Origin of the sequence: Bacillus sp. MYb56 (assembly GCF_002976445.1) — a bacterium.
Lineage (GTDB): Bacteria > Bacillota > Bacilli > Bacillales > Bacillaceae_G > Bacillus_A > Bacillus_A mycoides.
This window is the reverse complement of record NZ_PCOH01000007.1, coordinates 102,936-118,797: the sequence shown is the minus strand read 5'-3', so window position 1 is coordinate 118,797 and position 15,862 is coordinate 102,936. Positions and strand designations below refer to the sequence as shown.

The 15,862-nt window shown below is 37.7% G+C and carries 12 protein-coding genes; 5 read left to right on the top strand and 7 right to left on the bottom strand.

What is annotated here, in order from left to right; all coding sequences use genetic code 11:
* The first annotated feature begins 3 nt into the window (after positions 1 to 3).
* Positions 4 to 1,239: a TcaA 3rd/4th domain-containing protein gene (locus tag CQ058_RS11440; protein ID WP_002186387.1), complete on the top strand. Its 1,236-nt coding sequence runs from the start codon at positions 4 to 6 to the stop codon at positions 1,237 to 1,239.
* Positions 1,240 to 1,282: 43 nt separating this feature from the next.
* On the opposite strand, the gene CQ058_RS11435 is transcribed toward CQ058_RS11440, so the two are convergent.
* Complete coding sequence (locus tag CQ058_RS11435; protein ID WP_002188801.1) at positions 1,283 to 1,705, bottom strand: hypothetical protein; 423 nt, start codon at positions 1,703 to 1,705, stop codon at positions 1,283 to 1,285.
* Between the two features lie 199 nt (positions 1,706 to 1,904).
* Here CQ058_RS11435 and CQ058_RS11425 point away from each other — a divergent pair, with 199 nt between their 5' ends.
* Together CQ058_RS11425 and CQ058_RS11420 are read left to right on the top strand one after the other, a co-directional pair.
* Positions 1,905 to 3,239: an FAD-dependent oxidoreductase gene (locus CQ058_RS11425; protein ID WP_002126016.1), complete on the top strand. Its 1,335-nt coding sequence runs from the start codon at positions 1,905 to 1,907 to the stop codon at positions 3,237 to 3,239.
* Between the two features lie 159 nt (positions 3,240 to 3,398).
* The gene (locus CQ058_RS11420) at positions 3,399 to 3,809 is read left to right on the top strand and encodes a DUF3908 family protein (protein ID WP_002126019.1); all 411 of its coding nucleotides are present in this window, start codon (positions 3,399 to 3,401) and stop codon (positions 3,807 to 3,809) included.
* Positions 3,810 to 3,841: 32 nt separating this feature from the next.
* On the opposite strand, the gene CQ058_RS11415 is transcribed toward CQ058_RS11420, so the two are convergent.
* The 6 genes from CQ058_RS11415 to odhA form a co-directional block, all read right to left on the bottom strand.
* Positions 3,842 to 4,432 carry a class I SAM-dependent methyltransferase gene (locus tag CQ058_RS11415; protein ID WP_002140884.1) on the bottom strand — a complete coding sequence of 197 codons (591 nt, stop codon included), beginning with the start codon at positions 4,430 to 4,432 and terminating at the stop codon, positions 3,842 to 3,844.
* Positions 4,433 to 4,524: 92 nt separating this feature from the next.
* Entirely contained in the window at positions 4,525 to 6,087 is a 1,563-nt protein-coding gene (locus tag CQ058_RS11410; RefSeq protein ID WP_002188803.1) for a SagB family peptide dehydrogenase, read from the bottom strand.
* Between the two features lie 22 nt (positions 6,088 to 6,109).
* The gene (locus CQ058_RS11405) at positions 6,110 to 8,059 is read right to left on the bottom strand and encodes a TOMM precursor leader peptide-binding protein (protein ID WP_002126027.1); all 1,950 of its coding nucleotides are present in this window, start codon (positions 8,057 to 8,059) and stop codon (positions 6,110 to 6,112) included.
* A complete protein-coding gene (locus tag CQ058_RS11400; RefSeq protein WP_002186383.1) occupies positions 8,056 to 9,975 on the bottom strand; it encodes a putative thiazole-containing bacteriocin maturation protein in 1,920 nt (639 codons plus the stop codon). The genes CQ058_RS11405 and CQ058_RS11400 overlap by 4 nt, the downstream gene beginning before the upstream one ends.
* Positions 9,976 to 10,100: 125 nt before the next feature.
* Entirely contained in the window at positions 10,101 to 11,357 is a 1,257-nt protein-coding gene (gene odhB, locus CQ058_RS11395; protein ID WP_002186382.1) for a 2-oxoglutarate dehydrogenase complex dihydrolipoyllysine-residue succinyltransferase, read from the bottom strand.
* Between the two features lie 129 nt (positions 11,358 to 11,486).
* Positions 11,487 to 14,354, bottom strand: a complete 2,868-nt coding sequence (odhA, locus tag CQ058_RS11390) for a 2-oxoglutarate dehydrogenase E1 component (RefSeq protein WP_002011454.1) — start codon at positions 14,352 to 14,354, stop codon at positions 11,487 to 11,489.
* 895 nt (positions 14,355 to 15,249) lie between these two features.
* On the opposite strand from odhA, the gene CQ058_RS11385 reads away from it, so the two are divergent.
* Together CQ058_RS11385 and CQ058_RS11380 are read left to right on the top strand one after the other, a co-directional pair.
* Positions 15,250 to 15,465, top strand: coding sequence for a helix-turn-helix transcriptional regulator (locus CQ058_RS11385; protein ID WP_002188807.1), 216 nt, complete (start codon positions 15,250 to 15,252; stop codon positions 15,463 to 15,465).
* Positions 15,462 to 15,839: a hypothetical protein gene (locus tag CQ058_RS11380; RefSeq protein WP_002117153.1), complete on the top strand. Its 378-nt coding sequence runs from the start codon at positions 15,462 to 15,464 to the stop codon at positions 15,837 to 15,839. The genes CQ058_RS11385 and CQ058_RS11380 overlap by 4 nt, the downstream gene beginning before the upstream one ends.
* Positions 15,840 to 15,862: the final 23 nt, after the last annotated feature.

The following is a 15,862-nucleotide window of genomic DNA, read 5'->3' as shown; positions in this document are numbered from 1 at the left end:
TGGATGAATGTATGTACAAAATGCGGAGCTCAGTATGAAGATGGAGTGCAATTTTGCCAAAACTGCGGGATGAAGAGGGAAAGTCTTGTAGTAAAGAAGAAAATGAGCGGTGGTACAAAAGTTGGCATTACACTCTTAACATTACTTGTTATAGTAATTGTTGGATTGTATTTGTATGGATCATCGTATTATAAGCAGACGGCACAAGTAGACCGAATGATTACTATTTTACAAGAGAGGGACGGGGAGAAATTAGCTGAGATCATCACGGCAGATGATCCAACCGTTATTGTAACGAGAGAGAGTTTAACGCCTCTATTTTCATATATAAAAGAAAATCCATTTTACGTGAATGAATTGAAAGAATATTTGAGGCAAGGTGAAAAACAAGGGGATGGAATAGAAAGAGCAGATTTTTCTTTAACGAAAGATGGGAAACATTTCTTTTTATTTGATCGGTATAAATTGAAAGCGAAGACGTATTATACGACTCTGCTTACAAATGAAAAAGGTACATCTTTAAAATTGAACGGAAAAGAAATTGATAAGACAAATGACAAAAAGTTTGAGAAGCAATATGGACCGTTTCTTCCTGGAACTCAAGTATTTCAATCTGAATATAAAAATGACTATGTAAAACTATCACGTGAGGAAAAGGTTGTACTTATGAAACAAAGTCAAAATAATGTAACGGTAGATTTAACGTTGCAAGGGCAATATATTACAGTTCAAACGAATGCGTCTGGTGCAACATTGTACGTGAATCAAAAGCCAGTTACTGCGTTGACTGGAGAAGAAATTACGTGGGGACCGATAGCGACTGATGGAAGTGCGGCGATTTATTTAGAACGAAATGGAGAAAACGGCAGGGAAACGACAAAGGTAGAAACGGTAACGGCACTTTCGGCTTATAATCTTCCATTTCAAAAGAAAAGTGTAGAAAAAACAGTTGTTTACAATGTTACTCCACCGCCTACGACTCATTATGTATATAATGGTTTCATCTTCCCTGATAGTGATATTCGAAAATTAACGAGTACGGACTTAACATATTTATCGAAAGAACAATTGAAAATAGCAAGAAACGAAATATACGCAAGACATGGACATATGTTTCAAACGAAAGATATGCAAGCGTATTTTTCAAAACAGTCTTGGTATAGAGAAAATCCGTATTTTACAGGAAAGCTAACAGATATTGAAACTTATAATGTTGAATTGATCAAATCAAGAGAATAAACGCGTGAAAAAGGTACAGTGCATAGCTGTACCTTTTCTATGGTTATTTAGCTGGACCAGGATCCCTTGAGAAAAAGATATGAAAGAGGAATGTGACTTTGCTTGCTCCTCCTGATGTACTTGCTTGCACATCAGATAATGCACTAGATGTTAAAACACCTTCAGAACGAGGGGGTACGACTATTTTGAGAGTATCATCTTTTTCTGATGAGGCAGTAACTGTTATTGTATCATCAGATAAGTTTACAATTTTAACAGTACCGATTGGTAAGATGGACTTGCCAGCGTGTGATGCTGAAGAGAAGCGAGAGCCTTTCCAAATCGTTTGTGCGAAAGTCTCATCATTAGATAACCAAGCACGAGCGCTGTATAATGTTACGTTAATAGAAAATTCTTGATCAAGTGGCATGGCGGCTTTCGGTTCTTGCGGTTCCTCTGGAGTTTGAGCGAGAAGGCCGGCGCACATGTATGTTTCACCTACTTTCAATAGTTACTGTTATAGCATATTAAACATCTTGTTTATAAGACACGACGGATACCTATTCATGCATAGGTTTGTGCACCAAATTTGTAGATAGAATTCTATTTCTTTACAATGGAAGTAGGTGTTATTTCTATAAAATATGGAAATCGTAAAGAGTATGTAAAAAAGAAGGAGTGGTAAAGTGAACTATGTCATTATTGGCGGAGATGCAGCAGGTATGAGTGCAGCAATGCAAATTGTTAGAAACGATGAAACTGCAAATGTTGTAACGTTAGAAAAAGGTGAAATCTATTCATACGCTCAGTGCGGATTACCGTATGTGATTAGTGGTGTTATTGCTTCTACTGAAAAGTTAATTGCACGCGATGTAAAGACGTTTCGTGATAAATATGGAATTGATGCGAAAGTACGTCATGAAGTAACGAAAGTAGATACGGAAAAGAAAATGGTGTACGCAGAGCATACGGAGACGAAAGATGTTTTTGAATTTCCGTATGACCGTTTATTAATTGCGACTGGAGTGCGTCCTGTTATGCCAGAATGGGAAGGGCGAGATTTGCAAGGCGTTCATCTTTTAAAAACAATTCCGGATGCTGAGCGCATATTAAAAACGCTAGAAACGAATAAAGTTGAGGCTGTAACTATTATTGGCGGCGGTGCAATTGGACTAGAGATGGCAGAAACATTCGTCGAACTTGGTAAGAAAGTAAGAATGATTGAGCGAAACGATCATATTGGCACAATTTATGATGCCGATATGGCGGAATATATACATAAAGAAGCAGATAAACATAATATTGAAATTTTAACGAATGAAAATGTAAAAGCGTTTAAAGGAAAAGAAAGAGTAGAACAACTGGAGACGGATAAAGGGACGTATAAAACTGATCTCGTTTTAGTATCTGTCGGTGTACAGTCAAATACTGATTTTCTTGAGGGGACAAATATACGTAAAAACCATAAAGGTGCAATTGAAGTAAATGCTTATATGCAAACGAATGTGAAAGACGTATATGCTGCTGGTGATTGTGCAACACATTACCATGTTATAAAGGAAATTCATGACCATATCCCGCTCGGAACGACTGCGAATAAACAAGGGCGACTTGCCGGACTCAACATGGTTGATAAACGCAGAGCATTTAAAGGTACGTTAGGTACGGGCATTATTAAATTTATGAATCTGACGCTCGCAAGAACAGGCTTAAATGAAAAAGAAGCAAAAGGGCTAAACATCCCGTATAAGACGGTCAAAGTAGATTCAACAAATATGGCAGGCTATTACCCGAGTGCTTCGCCACTTCACTTGAAATTACTATATCACGCCGATACGAAACAATTATTAGGCGGTCAAGTAATTGGAGAAGAGGGCGTAGATAAACGTATTGATGTTATCGCGATGGCACTTTTCAATAAAATGAGTATTCACGATTTAGAAGATGTCGACTTAAGTTACGCACCACCATATAACAGCGTTTGGGATCCAATTCAACAAGCAGCAAGGAGAGCGGAATAGCACTTTTTTAAGTGCTATTTTTTTTGTGAAAGGGGAATAAATAAAGTTTCACTTTATTTTGAATATACCGTTCACCCTTGAAAACATAGTACGTATCGCTTATATTGTCATATAGTATTTGTTTTTTAATAAAGCAATGAACGAACCAGGGGGCACAGTATGGCAATTAACATGAATACAATCGAAGAATGGATTGCTGAATCAAATGCAAGAAACGAAGAAGACTTAGGAAACGTTGTTGAAGAGATGAAAGAAGTATGTGTCGGACTTGATAACGCGACATTAATTTATACGAAAAACATATTTTGTTTCGGTAAGAAAGTAGAAGTATTCTTCTTCTTCCAAGATCACGTCGTTATCGGAGAAGAGAAGGAAGAGTATATTGAGATTGAAAAATTAAAGTATGATGACATTACAAATAGCAACTTAAAAACAAATGACAAAAATACAACGTTAGAACTAAAGTTTTCTAACGGGAAAGCTATTAATTTAGATAGTCTAAATGATAACTACGGTACGAAAAACTGGTTATTTGCAAGACAAATTAAGAGTATTTTTAAAGTAATCTAGTAAAAAAGGCAGACCTTGAAAGGTCTGCTTTTTTACTTATTTCCTATTAAACAAAGGCACCCTCTTTCTTCGTAACATTTCACGCTTGTAAATCCCGTCTTATAAAAAAGGTTTACTAATTCTTCGGTCGTCTTAAATTTATCCATATGATATTGGATTTTGAAAGTTTCAGCGACTAGTAAAAAGGAGCCATTCGGTTTTAAGACGCGAAATACTTCTTTCATATCATTCTCAACATCAGGCCAAAAGTAGTGGGTTTGAAAAGCGGTAATGAGATCAAAGAAGTCCGGATGATATGGAATAGAGGAGACGCTTGCTTGATGAATAATTACTTTCGCTGCTTTGACATCCTTCATATTTGCTTTCTTTGAGTTTTCAACAGCTTGATTGGAGTAGTCGATCCCGTATATTTTCCCAAGCGGAGTTTGTTTTGAAAGAGTCTGTATGGTTTTACCACCCCCACAACCAATATCTAAAATAACTGCATTTTCACGTATATGTATTTTTTGTAAAGCCCAATTTGTTAGTCTCGTATGCGCAGCATTCATAATGCAAAGCATAGAGGAACCAATTGTCCCGCGAGGATTTTTCGCTTGCTCGATTAATCTTTGTAAAATACTCAATTCAAACTCTCCTTTTATATAAGAATATGTATTTATTTCGCTTTTAATAATTTAACTCCTTTAAAAAAAGCACGCCATTAATCGGCGTGCTTCTAATTATGCAAGGACCCTTTTAGCCAATTTCGCGCTCGATACGCCCCAACCGGAATTTGAATGAGTGAAGTTTCATTTCCGGCATCAATCCCGTACAATTGATCGCATGAATTTGTATCAAAACTTAGTAACGGATGCCCGCCCATCCCCATAGCGGTCGCAGCTAAAACGAGTTTATGAACGAGCATGCCAGCTTCCATTTGATGAATTCGATATCCTCTATAACCTAATTTATTTTTATAGTAATCTTTATTTCCGATTACATGTAGACAAAGTGGTACTTGAAAAAGGTTTACGTTATCCATCGTCATACTGGATTGCAGAGAATAACGAAGGTCTCCGTACCGAATTGGCTGTATGGAATGTGTCCTACTGTTATAAGCGTAAGCGCCGTTTTCTATGTCTTTTACGTTATAAAAACATCCATATAGTGAGACTCGTGCGTTTTCATTTAAATATTTGCCATCAAGGTCGTTGTAATAAGGGAAGGAGAGGCTCGCTGCTTGTAGTAGAGTAGCGAGCTCGGCTGCATCCCATTTCGTTAAAATGAAGTCAGAATCAGGCGAATATCGTTTTTTACAAAGTTGTAAAAAATCATATGATAAACGTTCCACTTTAGGTAGCTGCATAGCGTGTGCACTATATTGTTGTCGTTCTTCACGGGTAAATGTTTGGAAGTGTTCTGTTGATTCAATCATAGAAGCTGCGTTTATTTTTTTTATCATCGGATATTCATCTACATATTTTGAGCGAACGAAATGCTCATGTGTTAACGGCGGGATTTGCTGCAACAAGTCATGAGAAGTAATAGTTTTATTTTCGTGATGATCATCATGAAACCAATCTGTATTCGGTTCTGTACTTAAAGGAATAACAGCATACACACTTTCTTCACCTTCTGACAATCCAAGTAAATGATTCATTGCCCGATCTAGAAACTGAAAATATACACCATTTGTATAACCAAATTGTTTTGCGCATTCAAGTAATTGACCGATTAGAACACCACTATCTAATCCTTGCAGACGATACGAAAAGTTATTGTATTTAAAGAAGTTTTTCCAAAACATAGTGGATATAAATGCAGCACCAAAACAAGAATGTATGTTACAACGATTGCCGAGTGTTTCTGTAAGATAAGAATCAAAATTTCCTTCACGAAGTAAGATAAGACGGTGGTGCGCGGCGTCGTAATGGTAAATGCCGTCTGGATAATGATCAATTTTTAAATACATATATAATTCATTTGGATATAAAGCACCCCCAGAAGGGATGAATCTTCGAAATAGAGTCGTTGTTTTATTATTTTCTAGGTTAGTAGTAGGCTGACATAATTGTGTTAAACCAAATGAGTACCAAAGATAATGACCGATTTCCTCTAAGTTAGGTTTAGTAGAAGAATTCCGCAAAGTTAATGGGATTTCTAAAGAGAGAGGGATTACTGGTAAATTTCGATATAATTTATAAGGAAGTGGTGCGTCTTCCCAGTCAATCTCTTTATCGGACGACATAATTTCATTAATAGAAAAATGGAGATGATGTAAAAAAGTATCAGGTTGCATCAAATTTCCCCCTCACTATGAATTATGGAAACGGATGCGGATGTGGATTTAAACTTTCATTCGTTAAAGGCTCAGCCCAATATCCAAGTGTCATCGGTACGGTATACACTCTATCCAGTCCTGTAACCCGAGTGAGATGGTGACCGAACGTCATCGGTAACATGCCTGGAATAATTACTTTTACACAATGTAAGCCGTTCTTTTCTATAAGGGGGACCGTTTGATCTACAACAATTACTTCAAGTCCAGATTGATGTAACCTGTTTAAAAGTTGATGAAGATCAGATGTTAAATCCATATCAAATGATTGTAATACCTTCATTTCTTGGAACGTTTGCACTGGAGCATCATCACGTAAAAGGAAGTGAAGACGTTCTTCCGCTTCTTTCAATCCGTACAGCATACTATGATCTTCCATTTGCGAAACAAGATATGGATCTTGTAAACAGTTTTCATATTTCTCTCTTTTTTGTTCAAGCTCTTCATCTGTTATAAGTAACATGCCCGCTATTTCATGAATTGCATTTTTTACAGCTCGAATTGGTTCCATATGTGCGCCGCCAGCACAGACGAGATTCATACCATCTTGCCTTGTATTTTTCGCAATGACCCATATGCTCGGAATACCATGTTCCATCGTCGCGTTGAAAACGTATAATTCATATCCAGTAATTGTGCGTAAGCGTTCCAACATTAGTTGCAATTCAGTATCATTGGCTGAACTAAGATCGAGACGGGGTAGAGGTAATTCGGCATACCAAGTGAGCAAAAAGGCGTCACGCTCTACAATTTCTAAAATGCCGTGAAAAATTGCTTCTTCTAAACTACCACCAATTGCACATCCATTTGATGTTTCATACACGAAAGCATCTCTATGACCAAGGCTATAATAAGCGATTGATTCTGGAACTAGAAGGGGCCTGCTTTGTAATAAAGAATATCCCCATACCCAGTTTTGCTCATAATCAGGATCAAACGGCTTAAATGGAAAACTATCACGATTGTAATGTTCATTTGTATGCACACCAAGTGTGAGGGGATTCAGTGCAATATCTTCTAGCTCACGAAAACTGCCATGTACATTTGTTTTTTTTCCACGAGGCGACATACCGCAATAGCGTTCTAATCCTTCTAAAATAGCGGTTGCTTCACTAAGTGCAAATGAATGAGTCCGGCCCGCGACACCTTCATTTCCAAACAGTAACGGCATGTTTATAATGACATCAGCAAACGGTAATAAAGAATGTTGCATTTGGCCGTTTAAAATACCAGTCCGGTAATCTAAATAGTCTCTCGTTAAAAATGTGTTTAGCTCATGAATGGAACGACAGCGATACGTTTCAGTACTCGTTTTCAAACTTGGTTGTAAAGAAATTTGCGCTGCATCTGCTGTATCGTCAGGCAAATTGCTGCATACCGGACAGAGAGGGTCTGGAAGAAACGAATTCCGGGTACATTGTAACGTTTGTAAGTCCAGTAAAATGAGTTCGTTTTCTAAAGAAGAATATCCATGAGCTAATATTTTCTCTGTTTCAGCATGAATGAGCTGGCACATTTGTAACATTCCATTTTGGGTGGCGCGTACATCACGCCTCGTCACGTTCTCTGCTTTTAATGCATATTTTCGTTGTAGTTCCCACATTTCTTTTTGATCAAAGCCAGCTATAAACCGGCGTCCATCAGCGCAGTGGGAACATCCAGTTGTAAGAGGCTTCACGTAAGGACCGATAATACCTTCACCAAACGAAGTAAACGCGCGAAGCCACGGAATATTATTTGAGCGAAAGATAAGCTCAGCATCATGATGTACGGAAGAAGGAGACCCGTCATGTAAAACGAGAGCAAGATGAATGTTTTCAGGGAGAGCTTCTGTAATTGTATGCTGGCGGATGAGTGAATATTGCTTACACAATTGCTCATGTACATAGTCTGTGAGTAGGCCATCTCCTATAAGTAGTATGTTTTGAGTCATTGGTCATCCTCCTTTGCAATTAATACTCCATATACACCGTCTAAGTTGTCTCTTAAAAATGACTCAATAGCTAAATCAAAAACGAATGGATACAAGTTGTTTTCCGTTAAATTTTGCAAAGCAACTTGTAAAGACTGTACGCCTGGAATTTCTTCCTCTTCTTGTATTGCTACTCTAACAGGATCCGTACTATATAAAACAATGGATGATTCCGGTAACATATTAGCTTTATAAGGAATCTCTTCATTTTGAATATGAAGGAGTGCTTGTTGCAGAGCATTTCTTAATGCGAGTGTTATATTAATATTTGCCGCACCATACCATCTATCATTAATACCAATCCAAACGACAGGAAAACCAAGTAACTCCTCACTCATTCCTACTTTAGGTATTTCATGAATTGTAGAGAGAGCATCGTAGTAAAACCTACAATGTTTATCATGAATTTCGGTTAAATAAAGCTCTGTAATCTCTTCTAGCATATGTGATTGGCGTTCATATAACTTATTATTTAAATGTTTTTGGAGTGCTCGGTATACACCTTCTGTCATCGTTTCCCCAGCACCAATACCGATATCAGTATGTTCGGGGATAAGACGATGAATCATTTCAGCTACATATGTTTCAACTCCTGTTAAGCCAGCTTCGCGGCGTGCTTCATTATGAGTTAATCCACCGCAAGTTATAGTAGGAAGGGGAGAGGTAGGTCCGTCTGATAATGGATTTGCAACTTGAATATTGCACTGTGATAAAGGCAATTGGTGTAAATCTTGTTCATCCCACATGTGGAATATGCCAGCTTCTTTAGAAGTTAACGTATCAAAAAAACGAAAAAGTTCAGTTGAAGTATATTGTCCGGAACGTTGGGCAAGGTTTTCTTGAAGATTTTGCACCGTATCAATTGTAAAGATTTCATCGGTTGCGAGAAGATGTTTTATGAAAGGGTGCCACTTTCCTTCAAGTGTTTCCAAGTTTAATAAAAAGAATTGAGGATTATGCTGCCTATGTGAATCTTCAGCGACAAGTTTAAATAACTCAAAAACGATAACATTTGCTAACATTGCAGATGCAATTGGTGAGAAAGGTTCAGGTGGATTTTCACTTTGTAAAGTAGTTTCGTGTAGACGATGCCAAGCTGATTCCCAGCATTCTTCACGGTCTGCGGTTACGACGGGTCCAGCTAAACCAATTCTTGATAAGCACATAGCTGGTATGAAATTTTTCTTAAATTCTCTACAAATAGTATGGATTGCTCTTAAACTTTCAATATCTCCATTTTGGGAAACGTATAAAATCCAGTCGAAAGGCTCGAATACTTCATGTAAAGGGCGATCAATTGTAATATCTATTTCTTGAATAAGTACATTGTCATCATTTGCATATGCACGTTCGCTTAGTTCATGAATTCGATCGTAGTTTGTTTCAGCACGATCTGTAACAAGATAATGGAATGTAGGTAAACCAGATTCTAATAAAGAAGAAACTAGGGAAGTAAGCATATCACCAGAACCAATTATAAGCACATTTGCTGCGCGGTACCTTTCGAATTTTAAAGCGCCTGAATGGGAATCAGCTTCTAGAAACTCAATTTGCGAAGCGTATCTGTCGAGTAATGCACTGTTTAATTCGTGGGGAGCATCTTGGCTTACATCACGAATGAAACCATTTTCATATAAAATCTCTCCAATTTCAAATACACGATTTTGATAGGGGAGAGGGAGACCATCGGTTATTTCTGTCAAAGAATGATTACCGTTAAACATAGGCATTAATTTCTCAATCCAGTCATAAATTCCATCACCATCCATACGGAATGAACTGGAGTTATTTCGAAAGTAAACACCCCCGTTTGAATCGGGGAGGAAGAAAGTATCCTTATTTGCTTTAAGTTTTGCATGAACTGGAAGGTTATTCATGTTTATCCCCCTTACGTTTTAGGCATACATTGTTAGTCTATGTAGTGTGATTTGTCCCGTATGAACATAATGAAAAAAGGCTGTAGAATGATTCATTCTACAGCCTTTAATAGATTAATAATCTATCAACCTTCTAATAATAATGATTTTGGATCTTCAAGCATATCTTTAACAGCAACAAGGAAGCTAACTGCTTCTTTACCATCAACAATACGGTGATCGTAAGATAGTGCAAGGTACATCATTGGACGGTTTTCCATACGCTCTGCATCAATTGCAACTGGACGTACTTGGATTTTATGCATCCCTAGAATACCTACTTGTGGACTATTTAGGATTGGTGTCGACATTAGAGAACCGAACACGCCACCGTTTGTAATTGTAAATGTACCACCTTGTAGCTCTTTTAATGAAAGTTTATTATCGCGTGCTTTCAGACCTAAATTACGAATCTCGCTTTCAATTTCAGCGAAGTTCAATTGGTTAGCATCGCGTACAACTGGAACAACTAATCCATCTGGAGCTGCTACTGCAATACCGATATCATAGAATTTTTTAATGATAAGCTCATCGCCTTGAATTTCAGCATTTAATAATGGGAACTGTTTTAATGCTGCAACAACTGCTTTTGTGAAGAATGACATAAAGCCAAGACGTACATCATGTTTTTTCTCGAAAGCATCTTTGCGTTCTTTACGTAATTCCATGATTGCACTCATATCAACTTCGTTAAATGTAGTTAACATTGCAGATGTTTGTTGAACTTCTACAAGACGTTTTGCAATTGTTTGACGGCGGCGGGACATTTTCACACGCTCAACTGGTTTTTCAAATTCAGTTTTTGCAACTGGAGCCGGACTTTGTTTTGGAGCAGCTGGTGCTTCTTTTGGCGCTGCAGCGTGAGCTTGTACATCATGTGGTCTCACACGTCCAAGTGGATCTGTGCTACGTACTTCGTTTAAATCGATTCCTAATTCACGAGCCATTTTGCGAGCAGCTGGTGATGCGATAGGACGATTTGTATTTGGTAAACCTTGCAACGCTTTATTTTGTTCAGCACTTGGAGCTGCTGCTTTCGGTGCTTCAGTAGTTTCTTGTTTTGGTTGCTCAGCCAATGGAGCAGGTGTGCTTACTGCAGCTGCTGCGCCGTTTGCATCTAAAATTGCGATAGTAGCGCCAACTTCAACTGTATCTCCAGGTTCGCCTAGTAACTTCGATACAATACCTGAATCCTCTGCAATGATTTCTACATTGACTTTGTCAGTCTCAAGCTCAACAACGCTGCCACCTTTCTCAACTTTGTCGCCTACGTTGATAAGCCATTGTGAAATAGTTCCTTCTGAAATAGATTCTGCAAGCTCAGGTACTTTAATTTCGATCATTTTAAATGTCCTCCCCTTATTTGCCTAACGGTGTGTTTTATCTTCTTTAATCTTCGGTAATCTCCATTTGTTAGCCTGGCTGTGGCAGACTATCTGCCACAGCCAAGCCTGAAAAACTCATTGTTACTTTCAGTTGCTGAAAACTTCAATTTCTTGTTTATCTTGACGGAAGTTGTACTTCACATCTAAAGCGTGTGCAACGATTAATTCTTGCTCAGCTTTGTGAGCGAATGGATCGCCACCAGATGGGCTAGAACGATCCGGGCGTCCAATGTAACCTGTTTTCACTTTATCCCCAGCTAGTTCGAACAGAATTGGAGCCATGTAATGCCATGCGCCCATATTACGAGGTTCTTCTTGAACCCAAATGATTTCTTCTAAGTTTTTAAAGCGTTTAATAATAGATTGAACTTTTTCAGCAGGGAATGGGTACAACTGCTCGATACGAACCATATGAACTTCATCTAGGCTGTACTCATGCTTACCACTTTCGATTTCTGCTGCTAAGTCAATTGCCATTTTACCTGTACTTAAAACAAGACGTTTTACTTTGTTTGGTTTTGCACCAAGGTTTTCTTGTTCTAAAGCAGGTTGGAAACGTCCTTCGCTTAACTGACTAGCAGTTGAAAGAGTAAGTGGATGACGTAATAAACTCTTTGGTGTCATAAGCACTAACGGTCGAACAGCTTCTGTTCCTAAGATAGATGCTTGACGACGTAAAATATGGAAGTATTGTGCCGCGCTCGTTAAGTTTGCAACTGTCCAGTTGTTCTCAGCAGCTAATTGTAAGAAACGCTCTGGACGTGCACTAGAGTGTTCTGGCCCTTGACCTTCATAACCGTGTGGTAATAGAAGAACTAAACCAGATTTTTGACCCCATTTCGCTCTTCCTGCTGAAACATATTGATCAAATAATGCTTGCGCAGTATTTGAGAAGTCACCGTATTGAGCTTCCCACATCACAAGAGTTTCTGGAGCAAATACGTTGTAACCATATTCGTAACCAACAACAGCAGCTTCTGATAACGGACTGTTATGAACAGAGAATGATGCGTTAATGTTCGGTAAACGGTGTAATGGTGAATATGTTTCGTTTGTATCAGTATCGTGTAATACGATATGACGGTGCGCGAATGTACCACGCTGTGAATCTTGACCAGTTAAACGAATTGGCGTACCTTCTTGCAAAATAGAAGCGAATGCTAACGATTCAGCAAGTGCCCATTCAATTTTACCGTTCTCTTCAAGAGCATCTTTACGGCGCTCAAGAATTTTCTTCACTTTTGGATATACGTTAAAGCCTTCAGGCCAAGATAATAGTCCTTCATTAATTGCACGAAGTGATTCAATTGAAACACCAGTGTCAATCGGCTGGATTCCTTTTGCAACAACCTCTGGAACTTTAACGTGAATTGTTGCAGCACTCGTATCAGCTGGTGGCACTTGTGCGTATTCAGCCTTTAATTCTTCTTGTATAAACTGAGTAATTGTTTCAACCTCATCTGCATTCAGAACGCCAGCAGATTGTAATTGATCTGCATAAATTGCTCTTACAGTTGGGTGATTTTTAATTTTTTTGTACACTTGTGGTTGCGTAACTGCTGGATCATCCATTTCGTTATGACCATATCGGCGGTAACCGATTAAATCGATTAAGAAGTCCTTTTTGAACAGCGTACGATATTGGATCGCAAGGTTTGCAGCAGCAAGACAAGCTTCCGGATCATCAGCATTCACGTGAACAATCGGAATATCGAAACCTTTTGCAAGGTCGCTTGAATATTTAGTAGAACGAGAATCATAGCTATCAGTCGTAAAGCCGACTGCATTATTTGCGATAACATGGATCGTTCCACCAGTTTGGTATGCATTCAATCTACTTAAGTTGAGTGTCTCAGACACAACACCTTGACCAGGGAATGCAGCATCACCATGAACTAAAATTACGAATGATTTTGTAGTATCTTGTTCTGGAAGACCAGATTTTTTACGATTCTCTTGAGCTGCGCGTGCGAAACCTTCAACAACAGGGTTAACGAACTCAAGATGACTCGGGTTATTTGCTAATGTAACACGAGTGCTAACTTCTTCATTACCAACGACTTGTTCTCTACCTAAATGGTATTTCACGTCGCCAGTCCAGCCAGCATTTGCCACTGCACCTTCTATTTTTGCATGTTTGAATTCTGCAAACATGTGATTATATGGCTTTTCTAATACGTGAGCGAGTACGCTTAGACGACCACGGTGAGCCATACCAATCATGACATCTTCAACGCCGCCTTTAGCACCTTCTGAAACAATTTCATCTAGTACAGGTACAAGCATATCAACGCCCTCTATTGAGAAACGTTTTTGACCAACGAATGTTTTATGCAAGAATTGCTCGAAACCTTCAACAGCAGTTAAACGTTTTAAAAGAGCAGTTCGTTTTTTATTTGATAATGGTTGACGCAATGAATTTGATTCCACCATTTGATGCAACCACGCGCGTTCTTCACTATCTTGTATATGTGAGAATTCATAAGCTAAAGATTTTGTATAAACGTCTTTTAATCTATGAATTACATCAAGTGCAGTGTGAATACCCTCTGGTGCATCTTGCCATACTGTTTTTGCTGGAATCGCTTTCAAGTCAGCATCGCTCAGTTCGTTCATTGTTTTCTCGATAAGAGATTGTCCGTTTGCAGCATCTTCCATCGGATTAATGTGAGCCAATGTATGCCCGAAAGAACGGATCTGTTCAACAAGTTGAACGACTTTAAGAATCTTTTCAATGTTCCCTGTGTTTTGAGGAGAAAAATGTGTTGCTGTGTTGTCCCCTGTTACGACATCATCTTGAAACGAAGGAGCTCCAAAAATTTCAAAAAGCTCTTGTAATTCCGGATCAACAGAACCTGCTCCAGTTACGTAAAGATCATACTGTTCAATAACATAACCAAGGTTCGGACCATGGAACTTGGCCCAAGGGTTTGTCGTTGTATTCTTCCTCGTCATTTGTTTAAACCTCCCAATGCATATAATCCTTTTTCCATACAAAAAGGTGCATTTTGCTCTTTTCAATAATTGATGAACCAATAATCAATGTAAATGTTTTTCTTTACTCTTATGTTATTACAATAATTTACATAATACCAAACACTATTACTTATCTGTTTTGTAAAAAAACATTCACAATAACTTATCACCCAAGTTAATCTTTCATGTTATAAAGTAATTTCACGGGAAAACGGGGTGGATATATTTGGTATACCTACATTAATACCTATAATTGTTGCATTTAAATATAAGTATAACTATCAGAATGTTTCGATAAAGTTTAGTTCGAATTATGTATATTGGAATAATAAGCGCTTTCATTGATATTATACAACAATATAACGGAATATAGTATAAAAAATAAAAAATTATGAATTTACCATAAACTTTATCTCGATAGTGTTAAATATCGAAAGGAAAATGAAGGATTTCTACAAAAAAAGTGGCTATACATAAAAAATGCTTCATAAACCGTTAGTTTCTATAAATATGGCGAAAAACAACGTAAAAACAATAGCGCATTTCACCCGATAAAGAGCAGAATGAAACATTTTAAAAGGATAAAACAAATATGGAGATATTAAATTTTCATAAAAACGGAGAGGAGATATAGTAACGGCTATATACATTGTTCCATGTTTCATTTCAAAATAGACGTGCTGAATTTGAAAAAGTTTCTTCTATATAAAGTGAAACTTTAATCAGTGGGGGTTTTGTCCATCCTCCACTGATTATTAGCCCTCATCAATCGGGATAAATAGAATGCAAAATAATCTGAATGAATGTAAAGGAACCTTGACGTAAAGTTTCCTTTACGTATATACTCGGTATAAGGAAGGAGGGAGAAATTTCCTTGGAAAATAAAATGGTCGAATACCGAAAAAAACTTGGACTATCTCAAGAAAAATTGGCTGAGAAACTTGGAGTTTCCAGACAAACCATCATTTCAATTGAAAAGGGAAAATATGATCCATCACTTCCGTTAGCATTTGAAATAGCAAAAACATTTCAGACAACGATAGAACATGTATTTATTTATGAAGGAAAAGAAGAGGGGGAGAAAGGATGAATTATTCACAAAAGTACTTTGTAATTATGGGGATTATCTTTTTAATTATGAGCGGAACTATGATATTAGCAGGTATAATGACGCATTCTGCACCGCCAATTCCAACCTATACAGTACTTGCAATGATGATCATGTGTTTTTGCCTAAGCTACTTGCACCCGCAATTTAAAGAAAAAGATGAGCGAATGAAACTCATTCGTTATAAAGGAATGTTCTTCAGCTTTTTTGCACTAACGGCATACTATCTTCTTTTCTCTATTGGCTTAAACTTAAAAGTAATTACGCTATCTGCAGTTGAACTATTGAATATATTAATGGCACTTACGATGAGTACAGTTTTTATATCGTTTGTTGTTTTATCGAAAAGATATTAAGATGTAAAAGAGAAAGGAAGATT